The 15,574-nt window shown below is 61.3% G+C and carries 15 protein-coding genes and 2 pseudogenes; 10 read left to right on the forward strand and 7 right to left on the reverse strand.

Annotation, left to right across the window (positions count from 1 at the left end):
- The first annotated feature begins 3 nt into the window (after window positions 1-3).
- The 8 genes from nuoI to M2400_RS08825 all read left to right on the forward strand — a co-directional run bounded on the left by nuoI (window position 4) and on the right by M2400_RS08825 (window position 7,178).
- Window positions 4-552, forward strand: a complete 549-nt coding sequence (gene nuoI, locus M2400_RS08790) for an NADH-quinone oxidoreductase subunit NuoI (protein ID WP_003174725.1) — start codon at window positions 4-6, stop codon at window positions 550-552.
- Between the two features lie 9 nt (window positions 553-561).
- Complete coding sequence (gene nuoJ, locus M2400_RS08795) at window positions 562-1,065, forward strand: NADH-quinone oxidoreductase subunit J (protein WP_003219561.1); 504 nt, start codon at window positions 562-564, stop codon at window positions 1,063-1,065.
- 2 nt (window positions 1,066-1,067) lie between these two features.
- Window positions 1,068-1,376, forward strand: coding sequence for an NADH-quinone oxidoreductase subunit NuoK (gene nuoK, locus M2400_RS08800; protein ID WP_003219560.1), 309 nt, complete (start codon window positions 1,068-1,070; stop codon window positions 1,374-1,376).
- Window positions 1,373-3,226, forward strand: a complete 1,854-nt coding sequence (gene nuoL / locus M2400_RS08805) for an NADH-quinone oxidoreductase subunit L (RefSeq protein ID WP_003219559.1) — start codon at window positions 1,373-1,375, stop codon at window positions 3,224-3,226. The genes nuoK and nuoL overlap by 4 nt, the downstream gene beginning before the upstream one ends.
- 55 nt (window positions 3,227-3,281) lie before the next feature.
- The gene (nuoM, locus tag M2400_RS08810; RefSeq protein WP_017476147.1) at window positions 3,282-4,814 is read left to right on the forward strand and encodes an NADH-quinone oxidoreductase subunit M; all 1,533 of its coding nucleotides are present in this window, start codon (window positions 3,282-3,284) and stop codon (window positions 4,812-4,814) included.
- Between the two features lie 7 nt (window positions 4,815-4,821).
- Window positions 4,822-6,285, forward strand: a complete 1,464-nt coding sequence (nuoN, locus tag M2400_RS08815) for an NADH-quinone oxidoreductase subunit NuoN (protein WP_017476148.1) — start codon at window positions 4,822-4,824, stop codon at window positions 6,283-6,285.
- Between the two features lie 238 nt (window positions 6,286-6,523).
- Complete coding sequence (locus M2400_RS08820) at window positions 6,524-6,874, forward strand: type II toxin-antitoxin system RelE/ParE family toxin (protein WP_259195669.1); 351 nt, start codon at window positions 6,524-6,526, stop codon at window positions 6,872-6,874.
- A complete protein-coding gene (locus tag M2400_RS08825; protein ID WP_102604535.1) occupies window positions 6,864-7,178 on the forward strand; it encodes a DNA-binding transcriptional regulator in 315 nt (104 codons plus the stop codon). The genes M2400_RS08820 and M2400_RS08825 overlap by 11 nt, the downstream gene beginning before the upstream one ends.
- Before the next feature lie 60 nt (window positions 7,179-7,238).
- Here the strand turns inward: M2400_RS08825 and M2400_RS33505 are convergent, their stop codons facing one another.
- From M2400_RS33505 to M2400_RS08835, 3 genes and pseudogenes are all read right to left on the reverse strand, one after another.
- Window positions 7,239-8,060: a methyl-accepting chemotaxis protein gene (locus M2400_RS33505; protein WP_371321515.1), complete on the reverse strand. Its 822-nt coding sequence runs from the start codon at window positions 8,058-8,060 to the stop codon at window positions 7,239-7,241.
- A gap of 36 nt (window positions 8,061-8,096) precedes the next feature.
- Window positions 8,097-8,918: pseudogene (locus M2400_RS33510) on the reverse strand (cache domain-containing protein); the annotation flags it as partial.
- Between the two features lie 69 nt (window positions 8,919-8,987).
- Complete coding sequence (locus M2400_RS08835) at window positions 8,988-10,307, reverse strand: Na+/H+ antiporter family protein (protein WP_169389406.1); 1,320 nt, start codon at window positions 10,305-10,307, stop codon at window positions 8,988-8,990.
- A 1,391-nt stretch (window positions 10,308-11,698) separates the two neighbouring features.
- Here M2400_RS08835 and M2400_RS33515 point away from each other — a divergent pair.
- Window positions 11,699-11,845 (forward strand): annotated as a pseudogene (locus M2400_RS33515) (HAMP domain-containing protein); the annotation flags it as partial.
- Between the two features lie 102 nt (window positions 11,846-11,947).
- On the forward strand, window positions 11,948-12,703 hold the full coding sequence (locus M2400_RS33520) for a methyl-accepting chemotaxis protein (protein ID WP_371321516.1): 756 nt from the start codon (window positions 11,948-11,950) through the stop codon (window positions 12,701-12,703).
- A 136-nt stretch (window positions 12,704-12,839) separates the two neighbouring features.
- On the opposite strand, the gene M2400_RS08845 is transcribed toward M2400_RS33520, so the two are convergent.
- From M2400_RS08845 to M2400_RS08860, 4 genes are read right to left on the reverse strand one after another with little or no spacing between them, the layout of a single operon-like run.
- Window positions 12,840-14,156 (reverse strand): sensor histidine kinase, encoded by a 1,317-nt coding sequence (locus tag M2400_RS08845; RefSeq protein WP_177133189.1) that lies wholly within the window; start codon window positions 14,154-14,156, stop codon window positions 12,840-12,842.
- Window positions 14,153-14,821, reverse strand: a complete 669-nt coding sequence (locus M2400_RS08850; protein ID WP_177042668.1) for a response regulator transcription factor — start codon at window positions 14,819-14,821, stop codon at window positions 14,153-14,155. Before M2400_RS08850 ends, M2400_RS08845 begins: the two co-directional genes overlap by 4 nt.
- Window positions 14,821-15,144 carry a PepSY domain-containing protein gene (locus M2400_RS08855; RefSeq protein ID WP_010172783.1) on the reverse strand — a complete coding sequence of 108 codons (324 nt, stop codon included), beginning with the start codon at window positions 15,142-15,144 and terminating at the stop codon, window positions 14,821-14,823. The genes M2400_RS08850 and M2400_RS08855 overlap by 1 nt, the downstream gene beginning before the upstream one ends.
- Window positions 15,144-15,452, reverse strand: coding sequence for a PepSY domain-containing protein (locus M2400_RS08860; protein WP_177090057.1), 309 nt, complete (start codon window positions 15,450-15,452; stop codon window positions 15,144-15,146). The genes M2400_RS08855 and M2400_RS08860 overlap by 1 nt, the downstream gene beginning before the upstream one ends.
- Window positions 15,453-15,574 lie beyond the last annotated feature (122 nt).

The following is a 15,574-nucleotide window of genomic DNA, read 5'->3' on the forward strand; positions in this document are numbered from 1 at the left end:
CCCATGTTCAAATATATTGGCGACATCGTTAAGGGTACCGGTACCCAGTTGCGAAGCCTGGTGATGGTGTTCGGTCACGGCTTTCGCAAACGCGACACCCTGCAATACCCGGAAGAAGCGGTGTACCTGCCGCCGCGTTATCGCGGCCGCATTGTCCTGACCCGCGACCCCGACGGCGAAGAGCGCTGCGTGGCCTGTAACCTGTGCGCCGTGGCGTGCCCGGTGGGTTGCATCTCGCTGCAGAAAGCTGAAACCGAAGACGGTCGCTGGTACCCGGACTTCTTCCGCATCAACTTCTCGCGCTGCATTTTCTGCGGCCTCTGCGAGGAAGCTTGCCCGACCACCGCGATCCAGCTGACACCGGATTTCGAGATGGCCGAGTTCAAACGTCAGGACCTGGTGTACGAGAAAGAAGATCTGCTGATCTCTGGTCCCGGTAAAAACCCTGATTACAACTTCTATCGTGTTGCAGGTATGGCCGTTGCCGGTAAGCCGAAAGGCGCCGCACAAAACGAAGCCGAGCCGATCAACGTGAAGAGCTTGCTGCCTTAAGGAAGAAAGATGGAATTCGCTTTCTATTTCGCATCGGGTATTGCAGTGGTGTCCACGCTTCGCGTGATCACCAACACTAACCCCGTGCACGCCCTGCTCTACCTGATCATTTCGCTGATCGCCGTGGCCATGACCTTCTTCAGCCTCGGCGCACCGTTCGCCGGTGTGCTGGAAGTGATCGCCTACGCCGGCGCCATCATGGTGCTGTTCGTGTTTGTGGTGATGATGCTCAACCTGGGGCCGGCCTCGGTCGCCCAGGAACGCGTCTGGCTCAAGCCCGGCATCTGGCTCGGCCCGGTGATCCTCGCAGCCCTGCTGCTGGGTGAACTGCTGTATGTGCTGTTCGCTCACCAGAGCGGCCAGGCCATCGGCCACACCACCGTAGACGCGAAAGCCGTGGGCATCAGCCTGTTCGGCCCGTACCTGCTGGTGGTCGAACTGGCTTCGATGCTGCTGCTCGCCGCAGCCATCACCGCCTTCCACTTGGGCCGCAACGAAGCCAAGGAGCAATGACGATGCCTGCTATCCCTTTGGAGCATGGTCTGGCGGTCGCCGGCATCCTGTTCTGCCTTGGCCTGGTCGGCCTGATGGTTCGCCGCAACATTCTGTTCGTGTTGATGAGCCTGGAAATCATGATGAACGCCGCGGCACTCGCGTTCATCGTGGCCGGTAGCCGTTGGGGCCAGCCGGATGGACAAGTGATGTTCATCCTGGTGATCAGCCTGGCAGCCGCCGAGGCCAGTATTGGCCTGGCGATCCTGCTGCAACTGTATCGTCGCTTCCACACGCTTGATATCGACGCTGCCAGTGAGATGCGCGGATGAACATGATCTTTCTGACTTTCGTATTTCCCCTGATCGGTTTCCTGCTGCTGTCGTTCTCCCGTGGACGCTGGTCGGAAAACCTCTCGGCCCTGGTCGGCGTGGGTTCCATTGGCCTGTCGGCGATTGTCGCCGCCTACGTCATCTGGCAATTCAACGTCGCGCCGCCGGAAGGCGGCCACTACACCCTGGTGCTGTGGCAGTGGATGTCGGTGGAGGGCTTCAAGCCCAACTTCGCCCTCTACGTCGACGGCCTGTCGATCACCATGCTTGGCGTGGTCGTCGGTGTAGGCTTCCTGATCCACCTGTTCGCGTCCTGGTACATGCGCGGTGAAGCCGGTTACTCGCGCTTCTTCGCCTACACCAACCTGTTTATCGCCAGCATGCTGTTCCTGGTGCTGGGCGATAACCTGTTGTTCCTGTACTTCGGCTGGGAAGGCGTGGGCCTGTGCTCGTACCTGTTGATCGGTTTCTACTACAGCAACCGCAATAACGGTAACGCCGCACTCAAAGCCTTTATCGTGACCCGGATCGGCGACGTGTTCATGGCCATCGGCCTGTTCATCCTGTTCCAACAAGTGGGCACGCTGAACATCCAGGAACTGCTGGTGCTGGCGCCGCAGAAATTCCAGGTCGGCGACTTCTGGATCACCCTGGCGACCCTGATGCTGCTGGGTGGCGCTGTCGGTAAATCCGCACAACTGCCGCTGCAAACCTGGCTGGCGGATGCGATGGCCGGCCCTACCCCGGTTTCGGCACTGATCCACGCCGCAACCATGGTAACCGCCGGTGTCTACCTGATCGCCCGTACCCACGGCCTGTTCACCCTGGCGCCGGAGATTCTGCATCTGGTGGGCCTGGTGGGTGGCGTGACCCTGGTACTGGCAGGTTTTGCTGCCCTGGTTCAGACCGACATCAAGCGTATCCTCGCCTACTCGACCATGAGCCAGATCGGCTACATGTTCCTGGCCCTGGGCGTTGGCGCCTGGGACGGCGCGATCTTCCACCTGATGACCCACGCCTTCTTCAAGGCCCTGCTGTTCCTTGCTTCCGGTGCGGTGATCGTTGCCTGCCACCACGAGCAGAACATCTTCAAGATGGGCGGCCTGTGGAAGAAACTGCCGCTGGCCTACGCCAGCTTCATCGTCGGCGGTGCGGCCCTGTCGGCCCTGCCACTGGTGACCGCTGGTTTCTACTCGAAAGACGAAATCCTCTGGGAAGCCTTTGCCAGCGGTAACCACGGCCTGCTGTACGCCGGCCTGGTGGGTGCGTTCATGACCTCGCTGTACACCTTCCGCCTGATCTTCATCACGTTCCACGGTGAAGCCAAGACTGAAGCCCATGCAGGCCACGGCATTTCCCACTGGCTGCCACTGTCGGTGCTGATCATCCTGTCGACCTTCGTCGGCGCCATGATCACCCCGCCTCTGGCCGGTGTACTGCCGGAAAGCGCCGGCCATGCCGGTGGCGCCGCCAAGCACAGCCTGGAAATCGCCTCGGGTGCCATCGCTATCGCCGGTATCCTGCTGGCGGCCCTGCTGTTCCTCGGCAAGCGCCGCTTCGTCACCGCCATCGCCAACAGTGGCATTGGCCGCTTCCTTTCGGCCTGGTGGTTCGCTGCCTGGGGCTTCGACTGGATCTACGACAAACTGTTCGTCAAGCCTTACCTTGCGATCAGCCACGTACTGCGCAAAGACCCGCTCGACCAGACCATCGGTTTGATCCCGCGTGCAGCCAAGGCCGGTCACACCGCCCTGAGCCGCAGCGAGACCGGTCAATTGCGCTGGTATGCAGCTTCCATGGCGGCCGGTGCCGTGCTGGTAATCGGCGCCATCATCGTGGTGGCGGTCTGACCATGTCTAAGTACATTGCGAACTTTGCGAACTTGCGAAAGGAAACGAGCCCGTCATGATTCTGCCCTGGCTAATCCTGATCCCCTTTATCGGCGGCCTGCTCTGCTGGATGGGTGAACGCTTCGGCGCCACCCTCCCCCGCTGGATTGCGTTGCTGACCATGTCCCTGGAACTCGCGCTCGGCCTCTGGCTGTGGGCCCACGGTGACTATTCATTTGCTCCGGCACCGGGTGTCGATCCGACCTTCGCGCTTGAATTCAAGCACGTGTGGATCCAGCGCTTCGGCATCAACGTGCACCTGGCCCTCGACGGCCTGTCGCTGTTGATGATCCTGCTGACCGGCCTGCTGGGTATCCTCTCGGTACTCTGCTCCTGGAAAGAGATCCAGCGTCACGTGGGCTTCTTCCACCTGAACCTGATGTGGATCCTGGGCGGCGTTGTCGGCGTGTTCCTCGCCCTCGACCTGTTCATGTTCTTCTTCTTCTGGGAAATGATGCTGGTGCCGATGTACTTCCTCATCGCGCTCTGGGGTCACAGTTCTTCGGACGGCAAGAAAACCCGGATCTACGCGGCGACCAAGTTCTTCATCTTCACCCAGGCTTCCGGCCTGATCATGTTGGTGGCGATCCTGGGCCTGGTACTGGTCAACTTCAACAGCACGGGCGTGATCACGTTCAACTACGCCGACCTGTTGAAAACCAAGATGTCCCTGACCACCGAGTACATCCTGATGCTGGGCTTCTTCATCGCGTTCGCGGTGAAGCTGCCGGTGGTGCCGTTCCACTCCTGGTTGCCTGACGCTCACGCCCAGGCGCCGACCGCGGGTTCCGTTGACCTCGCCGGTATCCTGTTGAAGACCGCGGCCTACGGCCTGCTGCGTTTCGCTCTGCCGCTGTTCCCGAACGCTTCGGCCGAGTTTGCGCCGATCGCCATGACCCTCGGTCTGATCGGGATCTTCTACGGTGCGTTCCTGGCCTTCGCCCAAACCGACATCAAGCGTCTGATTGCCTTCTCGTCCGTTTCCCACATGGGCTTCGTACTGATCGGCATCTACTCCGGCAGCCAACTGGCACTGCAAGGCGCGGTGATCCAGATGCTGGCTCACGGTGTGTCGGCCGCGGCACTGTTTATCCTCAGTGGCCAGCTGTACGAGCGCCTGCACACCCGTGACATGCGTGAGATGGGTGGCGTGTGGTCGCGTATCGCCTACCTGCCGGCCATCAGCCTGTTCTTCGCCGCCGCCTCCCTGGGCTTGCCGGGTACCGGTAACTTCATCGGCGAGTTCCTGATCCTGATGGGTGCCTTCGTGCATACACCGTGGATCAGTGCAATCGCTACCTCCGGCCTGGTGTTCGGTTCGGTCTACTCGCTGATCATGATCCACCGCGCGTACTTCGGCCCGGCCAAGTCCGACACCGTGTTGCACGGCATGGACGGTCGCGAACTGATCATGGTGCTCGGCCTTGCGGTACTGCTGGTGTTCATCGGCGTGTACCCGCAACCGTTCCTGGATACCTCTGCCGCAACGATGCATGGCGTGCAGCAATGGTTCAGCACCGCCTTCACTCAACTCGCTTCGGCCCGGTAAGAGCGCTATGGAATTCACGATCCAACACTTTATCGCGCTTGCGCCGCTGCTGATCTCCAGCCTCACCGTTGTGGTGGTGATGCTGGCGATCGCATGGCGCCGCAACCACTCACAGACCTTCCTGATTTCCGTGGCAGGTTTGAACCTGGCCTTGCTGTCGATTATCCCGGCACTCAAGGTCGCACCGCTGGCAGTCACCCCGCTGTTGATGGTCGATGACTTCGCGCTGCTCTATATCGCGTTGATCCTCGTGGCCACCCTGGCCTGCGTCACCCTCGCCCACGCCTACCTCGGCGAAGGCGGCACGGGTTACCCGGGCAACCGCGAAGAGCTGTACCTGCTGATCCTGCTGGCTGCGACCGGCGGTATCGTGCTGGTCAGCGCGCAGCACCTGGCCGGTTTGTTCATCGGCCTGGAACTGCTCTCGATCCCGGTCTACGGCCTGGTGGCGTATGCCTTCTTCAACAAGCGCTCCCTGGAAGCCGGCATCAAGTACATGGTGCTGTCGGCCGCCGGTTCCGCGTTCCTGTTGTTCGGTATGGCCCTGCTCTACGCAGAAGCCGGCAGCCTGAGCTTCAGCGGTATCGGTCACGCCCTGGCAGCCTCCGGCAGCCCTGCGCCTATCGCCCAACTGGGCCTGGCCATGATGCTGATCGGCCTGGCGTTCAAGCTGTCGCTGGTACCGTTCCACCTGTGGACCCCGGACGTGTACGAAGGCGCCCCGGCGCCGGTGGCCGCGTTCCTGGCTACCGCGTCGAAAGTCGCCGTGTTTGCAGTGATGGTGCGTCTGTTCCAGATCTCCCCTGCGGCCAACACCGGTGTACTCAGCAACGTGCTGACCATCATCGCGATCGCCTCGATCCTGTTCGGTAACCTGCTGGCGCTGACCCAGAACAACCTCAAGCGCCTGCTGGGTTATTCGTCCATCGCGCACTTCGGTTACCTGCTGATCGCCCTGGTGGCAAGCAAGGGCCTGGCGATGGAAGCCATCGGCGTGTACCTGGTCACCTACGTGATCACCAGCCTGGGTGCATTCGGTGTGATCACCCTGATGTCGTCGCCTTACAAAGGCCGTGACGCTGACGCCCTGTACGAATACCGCGGCCTGTTCTGGCGGCGTCCGTACCTGACCGCCGTACTGACCGTGATGATGCTGTCCCTGGCCGGCATCCCGCTGACCGCCGGCTTCATCGGCAAGTTCTACATCGTGGCGACTGGTGTTGAAGCCCACGAATGGTGGTTGGTTGCGTCCCTGGTACTGGGCAGCGCCATCGGCGTTTTCTACTACCTGCGCGTGATGGTGACCCTGTACCTGATCGAGCCAAACCTGCGCCGTGTAGACGCCGAGTTGCACTGGGAACAGAAAGCGGGCGGCGTGATGCTGCTGGCAATCGCCCTGCTGGCGTTCTTCCTGGGTGTGTACCCACAACCGTTGCTCACCCTGGTGCAGCATGCGGTGATGGCGGGTTGATCGCTTAGTTAAACGCAGTAAGCAAAACGGCGCCTTCGGGCGCCGTTTTGCGTTTCTGGGGTATCGATTTGTTGTCTGCCACACAGAGGGAGTTTTCCTCATCGAGATGCCTACCCTTCCGGCATCAACCTGCCTGCGTCACTCGTATCGTGGTTGCGTTTTAGGAAACATCCCACAGCAGGGTCACTTGACCCACCGCAGATGGACCACCAAACTATACGCAGGCTACGTACAGAACATGGATGCTCTATTTATCGAATTGCCAGCCTTTGAGCGGCACCGCAGGGATTATCTGAGTGATGAGTTATTTCACGGTTTTCAACAGGAGTTGATGAGAAACCCGCAAGCGGGCGCCGTGATAGAGGGGACCGGCGGGTTACGCAAGGTTCGCTTTGTCGATGAGCGACGCAACAAGGGCAAACGGGGTGGCCTGCGAGTCATCTATTACTGGTGGTCGGGTGGTACGCAGTTCTGGCTGTTCACCCTTTATGGCAAACACGAACAGGACGACCTGAGCACACAACACAAAACGGCGCTCAAACACCTGCTGGACAGGGAAATCAAAGCGAGAAAATCTTATGAAACGTGACATCTTTTCCGAACTGGTCGAAGGCTTCGACGCGCTGGCAGATGAACGACAAGGCAAGGTAACGCTGCGCAGCCACAAGGTGCAGTTGAGCAAGCTGGCACCGCTCACCGCAGACGAAGTGGTCGCTGTGCGTCAACAACTCAATCTGTCGCGCTCGGTGTTTGCGATGTACCTGCGCACCAATACGCGTACCCTGGAAAATTGGGAGCAAGGCCGGGCCACACCCAATGCTCAGGCGGCAACGTTGATTCGGCTGGTGGCGAAGTTTCCCGAGACCGTGGAGCGGTTGGCGCTGTTGACCTGATGCATCAATCTGGCCAAGCCCATCAGCAACAGGACGTTGCCGATGGGCGAAAGCCTGCAATCAAATCCTGAACTGCCCCACCAACTGCCCCAATCGCTGCCCAAGATCCGCCAGGCTGCGGGAGGTCTGGGCGCCCTGCTGGGTTTCATCCGCCACACTGTCCACCGCCACCGCGATCTGATGCACGCTGCGGTTGATCTCTTCGGCCACGGCAGTTTGTTCCTCCGCCGCGCTGGCAATCTGCGCGTTCATCGAGTTGATGGTGCCGATCAACTGCGCCATGGTGTCGAGGGAGGCACCCGCTTCGTTGGCCTGGGCCGAGGTGCCGTCGCCGGCTTCGCTGGAGCGACGCATGGATTCCACGGCGGCTTCGGTGCCTTTTTGCAGGCGGTCGATCATGCCCTGGATTTCCTGGGTGCTTTGCTGGGTGCGGCTGGCCAACGCCCGCACTTCGTCGGCGACCACGGCAAAACCACGGCCGGCCTCCCCTGCCCGCGCGGCTTCAATGGCGGCGTTGAGGGCGAGCAAGTTGGTCTGTTCGGCAATCGAGCGGATCACGCCAAGCACGCTGACAATCGAGGAAACGTCCTGCTGCAAGCTGTCCAGGGACACGCCGCTGGTGCGGATGTCGTTCACCAGCGCGTGAATCTGCGCGATGCTGCCATCCACGACTTTTTTCGCAGCCTGGCCTTCGGCGTCGGTCTGTTGCGCTGCCACGGCGGCGCCTTGGGCGCTGCGGGCCACTTCATGGGCGGCAGACGACATTTCGTTGATCGCGGTGGCCACCTGGTCCGTTTCGTGGCGCTGGCGCTCCATGGCCTTTTCCGAGCGATTGGCTTGCTCGGCGACCTGGCTCACCAGGCCGGTAAGCTGGGAGGTCATTTCGGTGATCTGGCGCACCAGGCCGTGGATCTTGTCGACAAAGCGGTTGAACGAGCCGGCCAATTCCCCAAGTTCATCCTGGCTGGTGATGGCCAGGCGGCGGGTCAGGTCACCTTCACCGGCGGCGATGTCGTCGAGGTTGATCTTCATCAGGTGGAGCGGCCGCAGGATGGTATTGGCCACCAGCATGCCCACGGCGGCGATCACCAACAGCACCACCACGGCAATCCCGATGATGCTCAGCACCACGCCTTCCATGCGTTTTTCCACCTTGGCCTGAACCTCGGCGACCTGGGCGTCGATGCCGTCCAGGTTCACCGACGTACCGATCACCATGTCCCACTTGGGCAAGTATTCGGTGTAGCCCAGCTTGGGCACCAGTTCGGTTTGGCCGGGCTGGGTCGAGCTGTATTGCAGGTAGTGGGTGCCGTCCTTGCCGACTTTCACCAGGTCACGGTTGACGTAGACGCCGTTCGGGTCGCGGTTGTCCTTGAAGCTTTTGCCCACGCCGTCCGGGCTGTTGCCCTTGAACAGGCGAATGGTCTCGGAGTCGTAGCCGAAGAAGTAGCCGTCCTTGCCGTAACTGGTGTTGGACAGCAGCTTGACCACCTGCGCCCGCACCGTCGTGTCGCCCTGGGCGGCAGCATCGTACAGCGGCTGGATGGTGGTCATGGCCACCTCGACGTAGCCGCGCAAGGTGGTCTTGGCGTCGTTGAGCAGGTTCTGACGGGTTTCTTCGACCTCCTTGCGGGCCTGCTCCTGAAGGATCCACACCGTGGTCAGGCTGATGATCACGGCAAACAACAACACGGGCAGGACAGCAAGGGACAGTACTTTGGCCTTTAGACTCAGACGCATGGCTCTTCTCTCTTAAGGGACAACTTAAGAGGTTAACGGCTAGTTACAATAAATCTGTAGGACAATCCCTCAGAGCGTCATCGCAGCAAACCAGCCAAACGCCAGCAGCGGAATGTTGTAATGCAGGAAGGTCGGGACCACGGTGTCCCAGATATGGTGATGCTGGCCGTCGATGTTCAAACCGGAAGTCGGGCCCAGGGTCGAATCCGACGCGGGCGAGCCGGCATCCCCCAGTGCCCCGGCCGTGCCAACGATGCACACGATGGCCAGCGGGCTGAAGCCCAGTTGCACGCACAGCGGCACAAAGATCGCCGCCAGGATCGGCACCGTGGAAAACGACGAGCCGATGCCCATGGTCACCAACAAGCCCACCAGCAGCATCAGCAGCGCGCCCACACCGCGGCTATGGCCGATAAACGCCGCCGAGGCTTGCACCAGAGTCTGCACTTCGCCGGTGGCCTTGAGCACTTCGGCAAAGCCCGACGAGGCGATCATGATGAAGCCGATCATCGCCATCATCTTCATGCCTTCGGTGAACAGGTCATCGGTGTCACGCCAGCGCACGATGCCCGACACCGAAAAAATCAGGAACCCCGCCAGGGCGCCGATGATCATCGAGTCCAGCCACAGCTGGATAATGAACGCCGCCGCAATTGCCAGGCCGGCCACCAGCAGGGTCAGCGGGTTGTATTGCACCGCCACCTGCTCGACCCGCTCGATTTTCTCCAGATCGTACACGCGCTTCTTGCGGTAGCTGATAAACACCGCCACCAGCAGGCCGACCACCATGCCCAGCGCCGGGAGGCCCATGGCATGGGTGACGTTGACCTGGCTGATGTCGACACCGCTCTTGGCCACGTTGGCCAGCAGGATCTGATTCAGGAAGATATTGCCGAAGCCCACCGGCAGAAACATATAGGGCGTGATCAGGCCGAAGGTCATCACGCAGGCGATCAGCCGGCGGTCCAGTTGCAGCTTGGTCAGCACATATAAAAGCGGCGGTACCAGCAGCGGGATAAACGCGATGTGGATCGGCAGGATGTTCTGCGAGGCGATGGCCACCACCCAGAGCAAGCCGATCAGCAACCACTTGACGTGACTGCCGCCGGTGGCTTCCTGACGGTCCACCAGCAGCAGGGCCTTGTCGGCCAACGCATGGGCCAGGCCAGACTTGGCAATCGCCACCGCGAAAGCACCGAGCAGCGCGTAGGACAATGCCACCGTCGCACCGCCACCCAGCCCACTGTTGAACGCCTTGAGCGTTGCGTCGATGCCCAGGCCGCCGGTCAGGCCACCCACCAGGGCGCCGACAATGATCGCGATTACCACATGCACGCGGGACAGGCTGAGCACCAGCATGGTGCCGACCGCGGCGATTACTGCATTAATCATCGTTACCTCAAGACAGAAAACATAAAAAAAGCACGCACCTGCCCGGGCTGCTGTCGGGGACGGCTGCCGCAAATCAGGTGTTAAAGGAGTTTTATTAGAGGGCGCGCACTTTGCAGCAGGCAGGCGGGCATGTCAAAGCACGACGTCGCAAACAGCTTTAAATTGAACGTTTGAATAAAGAAAACTTTCAAGCGGCCGATACAGGCAGATCGTCTCTGTCGTATCGAAAGGTTAAGGAAGGCTCCATGTCGCTCAGACAGCTGTCCATTCAATGGAAAATTACCCTGCTGGCCGGTCTCTGCCTGTTGGGCATCGTGACCTTGCTGGTGGGTCTGTCGCTGTACCGCATGGCGCAGAGCTCCGATCTGGTGAAGGCCTCCAGCATGGAAATGCTCGACGAAGCCGCCCAGGCGCGCATCGAAGCCCAGGGTGAAGTCCAGGCCTTGGGCATTCGCCAGCAGTTCATGGACGCCTATCAATACGGTCACGGTTTTTCCCGGCAGGTGCTGTTCCTGCGGGAACAGGCAGAAAAACGCTTCCTGGATGCCTTCGATCTGCGCGAAGACCTGACTCGCCAGGTCAAGGCCGCGTTGCAAGCCAACCCGGACTTGCTGGGCCTGTCCCTGGTGTTTGAAGCCAACGCACTGGACGGCAAGGACGAACTGTTCGCCAATCAAAAGGAGCTGGGCAGCAACGACAAGGGCCGCTTTGCGCTGTACTGGTCCCAGCCGACCGCGGGCAAACTGACCTCAATGTCGCTGCCCGAAAGCGACATGTCCGACACCAGCATCGGACCCAGCGGCGAAAAAGCCAACGCGTGGTTCACCTGCCCGCGCACCACCCTCAAACCCTGCGTGATCGAGCCGTACTTCTATGTCATCGACGGGCAAAAGGTGCTGATGACCAGCATCGTGTTCCCGCTGATGGTCAACGGCAAAGTCATCGCGTCGCTGTCGGTGGACATCAACCTCAACAGCCTGCAAGCGGTCAGCCAGAGCGCCAGCCAGAAACTCTACAACGGCCAGACCAGCGTCAGCATCATCAGCCCGGTGGGCCTGCTGGCCGGCTACAGCCCGGACGCCGGCAAACTCAGCCAGCGCCTGGACACCGTCGACTCCTCCAATGGCGCGCAACTGATCAGCGCTCTGGCCAGCAGCACCCAGACCCGCAGTGTGCGCACCGACCATCAACTCAAGGTACTGGCGCCGTTCCTGCCGATTCCCGATGGCAAACCGTGGGGCGTGTTGCTGGATGTGCCGGAGAAAGTCCTGGTGGCGCCGGCTGAAGCCCTGAAGGTCAAGCTCGACGCCGACAACGCCAAGGGCACCCTGCTGGAACTGAGCCTGGGCCTGTTGGCCGCCATCGTCGGCCTGTTGCTGGTGTGGCTGATGGCCCGCAGCGTGACGCGGCCGATCCTCGGGGTGGCGCGCATGCTGGAAGACATTGCCAGCGGCGAAGGCGACCTGACCCGTCGCCTGGCCTACGACAAGCACGATGAGCTCGGTGAGTTGGCCGGCTGGTTCAACCGCTTCCTCGACAAGCTGCAGCCGATCATTGCCCAGGTCAAACGTTCGGTGCAGGACGCCCGTGGCACTGCCGATCAGTCGGCCGCGATTGCCACCGAAACCAGCGCCGGCATGGAGCAGCAATACCGCCAGGTCGACCAGGTAGCCACCGCCTCCCACGAGATGAGCGCCACCGCCCAGGACGTCGCCCGCAGTGCAGCCCAAGCGGCCCAGGCCGCCCGCGATGCCGACCGGGCTACCCGCGAAGGCTTGACGGTGATCGACCGCACCACCACCAGCATCGGTCATCTGGCCGCTGACATGAGCACGGCAATGACCCAGGTTGAAGGCCTGGCTGCCAACAGCGAGAAGATCGGTTCGGTACTGGAAGTGATTCGCGCGATCGCCGAGCAGACCAACCTGCTGGCACTCAACGCCGCCATCGAAGCGGCCCGCGCGGGTGAGGCCGGTCGTGGTTTTGCAGTGGTTGCCGACGAAGTGCGCAACCTGGCACGACGTACCCAGGAATCGGTGGAAGAAACCCGCCTGGTGATCGAGCAACTGCAAAGTGGCACCCAGGATGTGGTGGGCTCCATGAGCAACAGCCATCGCCAGGCCCAGGGCAGCGTCGAACAGGTGGGCCAGGCCGTGACCGCGTTGCGCCAGATCGGCGATGCGGTAACGGTGATCAGCGACATGAACCTGCAAATCGCCAGCGCCGCCGAAGAGCAAAGCGCAGTGGCCGAGGAGATCAACAACAACGTGGCGACGATTCGGGATGTGACCGAGTCGCTGTCCGAGCAGGCGAATGAATCGGCGCGGGTCAGTCAGGCGTTGAATAGCCTGGCGAATCAGCAGCAGGGTTTGATGGATCAGTTCAGGGTTTGATGAGCTGCGAGATTCTCTGGCAATAAGCCCGAGTATCCCGTAGCAGCTGTCGAGCCTCGGCGAGGCTGCGTTAGCGGTGTGTCAGGTATGCCGCCGACGCAGCCTCGCCAAGGCTCGACAGCTGCTACGTCGGTTTTCACTGGCGACGTGGCAGGTCGATAACCACCTTCAGCCCGCCCAGCTCGCTTTCCTGCAACAGCAGCACCCCGCCCCACACCTCGACAATATCCCGCACGATCCCGAGCCCAAGACCATGGCCATCAGTCTGCTCATCCAGCCGGGTGCCCCGGCTGAACACCTGGTCGCGCTGACTCTCGGGAATCCCCGGCCCGTCATCCTCGACCGTCAGCCGAAAGCCTTCCGGGGTTTCGCTGATGCTCAACACAATCTCGGCATCCGCCCATTTGCAGGCGTTGTCCAGCAGGTTGCCCAACAGCTCCAGCAAATCCTCGCGGTCCCACGGCAGTTGCAAACCGGGGCGCACGCGGTAACTCAAATCCAGATGTTCGCCATGGATCATGTTCAAGGTCGCTAACAGCCCCGGCAATTCACCATCGCAGTCGAACAAGGCACCCGGCAGGGTCTCGCCGGCCAACCGCGCACGATTGAGTTCGCGGTTAAGCCGTTGCTGCACCTGCTCCAACTGTTCGCGCAGCAGCTTGCTCAGTTGCGGATGGTCCTTGAGCTGCTCGCTGGAGGCCACGCTCAGCAACACCGCCAACGGGGTTTTCAGGGCATGGCCGAGGTTGCCCAGGGCGTTGCGCGAGCGTTTGAGGCTGTCTTCGGTGTGGGCCAGCAAATGGTTGATCTGTGCCACCAGCGGCTCCAGTTCCACCGGCACCTGGGTGTCCAGTTGCGAGCGCTGGCCTTGTTGCAGTTGGGCGATCTGGTTGCGCGCGGTCTCCAGCGGGCGTAACGCGCGGCGCACGGTGACCCGTTGCAGGATCAGGATCAGCAACAGCGCCGCCAGCCCGATTACCAGGCCAATCTGGCGCATCAGGCGAAAGCTTTCCCTGACCGGGGTGTAGTCCTGGGCCACGCTGATGGAAATCGATTGGCCGAAGCGCTTGTAGTCCGAACGCAGCACCAGCAGTTGCTGGCCTTCCGGGCCCAGTTGCAGGTTGCCCTTGAGCCCGGCCTGGGGCAGTTGCGGCAGCTCCTGGTCCCATAACGAGCGGGAACGCCAGTGGGTGTCACCAAAATCGATACGGAAATAGTGCCCGGAAAACGGGCGCTGATAAGCCGGAGACAGCCGCTGCTCATCCAGTTGCACACCCGTGGGCCCGCGCACCAGCGCCACCAGCAGGTTCTCGCTGTCATTGCGCAGGCCCGATTCCAGGTAGCGTTGCAGGCCCACTTCGAACAGCCACAAACTGGTCTGCGCCAGCACCAGGCCGACGATCACCATCACACTGATCAGCCCCAGGCTCAGGCGCCGCTGGATCGACTTCATGCAGGGCCAGCGCCAAACCGGTAACCCTGGCCGCGCCGGGTCTCGATCACGCTGCGGCCCAGCTTGCGGCGCAGGTGATTGACGTGCACTTCCAGCACATTGGAATCACGCTCGGTCTCGCCGTCGTACAGGTGTTCGGCCAGGTGGCTTTTGGAAAGGATTTGCTCGGGGTGCAGCATGAAGTAACGCAGCAGCCGAAACTCGGCGGCGGTCAGCTGGATCTCCTCGCCGTCACGCATCACGCACTGGCGCCCTTCATCCAGGTGCAAGCCGGCGGCCTGCAAGGTGGGCTGATTGGCCTGGCCATGGGAACGGCGCAGCAAGGCCTGGATACGCAGGTGCAGCTCTTCGGGATGAAACGGTTTGCTCAGGTAATCATCGGCCCCGGCCTTGAGCCCTTCGATGCGCTCGGCCCAGGAGTCGCGGGCAGTGAGGATCAGCACCGGCGTGGCCAAGCCGGCGGCGCGCCATTGCGTCAGCACCTCAAGCCCGGGCAAACCCGGCAGGCCGAGATCAAGAATGATCAAGTCGTAGGGTTCGCTGCGCCCCTGATACACCGCATCGCGCCCGTCCGCCAGCCAGTCGACGGCATAGCCCTGGCGATTGAGCCCGGCCATCAGCTCATCGGCCAGGGGTACGTGGTCTTCCACCAGAAGCAGGCGCATCAGTCATCTTCCTTGTCTTTGAGCAACTGGCCAGTGTTGGCGTCGAGTTCGATCTCGCGTACTACGCCTTCCACTGTCAGCAGTTCGATTTCATAGATATAGCGCACAGGACGATCCTTGTGCTCTTCAAGCTCGGCGTCGAGCAACTTGGCGCCCGGGTAGCGCTCGAAAGCCGGGCCAAGCAGATGCTCGAGCGGCGCGATCACACCCTTCTGGCGCAGGCGCAGCGCTTCGTCCTGGCCCAGGTCCCGAGCGGCCAGGCTTGAGCAAAATGCCAGGAGCACCAGCGCCACTTGAACGCTGGTGCGTAGATTTACCTTCATTACGTATCCTGATGATCCTTGAGGACGGCCCCGGTGACGGCGTCCAATTCCAGGTCCCACTCAACGCCCTGGGCGTCGCGCAGTTCAACCTGATAAAGGTACTTGCCGTATTCCTCTTCAAGCTCGGTTTCATGCACGGTGGCGCCGGGATGTTTGGCAAGTGCAATGGCGTTGAGCTTCTCGAAAGACACAATGGTACCAGCGTCGCGCAATTTCAGTGCCTCGTCCGGCCCCAGGTCACGGGCCTGGGCGATGCCAGCGGTGAGGGCGATGATACTGCTGGCAATCAAGGCTGTGAGGGTTTTCATGGTGAGTCTCCGTTTCAGGATATTTTGCCTACGGCGCTCACGGTACTGGATCCAACTTAACTGAAACTGAATTGCCACCATGGCAATTCTGCGCAACACCATTGCCTGCAACCGCGCAGGAT

The organism is Pseudomonas sp. BIGb0558 (assembly GCF_024807515.1).
Classification (GTDB): Bacteria; Pseudomonadota; Gammaproteobacteria; order Pseudomonadales; family Pseudomonadaceae; genus Aquipseudomonas; species Aquipseudomonas yamanorum_A.

What these genes read in the sequence shown, in the direction of transcription:
- nuoI (WP_003174725.1), top strand. Translation starts at nt 4, where the DNA reads ATGTTCAAATATATTGGCGACATCGTTAAGGGTACCGGTACCCAGTTG.
- nuoJ (WP_003219561.1), top strand. Translation starts at nt 562, where the DNA reads ATGGAATTCGCTTTCTATTTCGCATCGGGTATTGCAGTGGTGTCCACG.
- nuoK (WP_003219560.1), top strand. Translation starts at nt 1,068, where the DNA reads ATGCCTGCTATCCCTTTGGAGCATGGTCTGGCGGTCGCCGGCATCCTG.
- nuoL (WP_003219559.1), top strand. Translation starts at nt 1,373, where the DNA reads ATGAACATGATCTTTCTGACTTTCGTATTTCCCCTGATCGGTTTCCTG.
- nuoM (WP_017476147.1), top strand. Translation starts at nt 3,282, where the DNA reads ATGATTCTGCCCTGGCTAATCCTGATCCCCTTTATCGGCGGCCTGCTC.
- nuoN (WP_017476148.1), top strand. Translation starts at nt 4,822, where the DNA reads ATGGAATTCACGATCCAACACTTTATCGCGCTTGCGCCGCTGCTGATC.
- M2400_RS08820 (WP_259195669.1), top strand. Translation starts at nt 6,524, where the DNA reads ATGGATGCTCTATTTATCGAATTGCCAGCCTTTGAGCGGCACCGCAGG.
- M2400_RS08825 (WP_102604535.1), top strand. Translation starts at nt 6,864, where the DNA reads ATGAAACGTGACATCTTTTCCGAACTGGTCGAAGGCTTCGACGCGCTG.
- M2400_RS33505 (WP_371321515.1), bottom strand. Translation starts at nt 8,060, where the DNA reads ATGACCTCCCAGCTTACCGGCCTGGTGAGCCAGGTCGCCGAGCAAGCC.
- M2400_RS33520 (WP_371321516.1), top strand. Translation starts at nt 11,948, where the DNA reads ATGGAGCAGCAATACCGCCAGGTCGACCAGGTAGCCACCGCCTCCCAC.
- M2400_RS08845 (WP_177133189.1), bottom strand. Translation starts at nt 14,156, where the DNA reads ATGAAGTCGATCCAGCGGCGCCTGAGCCTGGGGCTGATCAGTGTGATG.
- M2400_RS08850 (WP_177042668.1), bottom strand. Translation starts at nt 14,821, where the DNA reads ATGCGCCTGCTTCTGGTGGAAGACCACGTACCCCTGGCCGATGAGCTG.
- M2400_RS08855 (WP_010172783.1), bottom strand. Translation starts at nt 15,144, where the DNA reads ATGAAGGTAAATCTACGCACCAGCGTTCAAGTGGCGCTGGTGCTCCTG.
- M2400_RS08860 (WP_177090057.1), bottom strand. Translation starts at nt 15,452, where the DNA reads ATGAAAACCCTCACAGCCTTGATTGCCAGCAGTATCATCGCCCTCACC.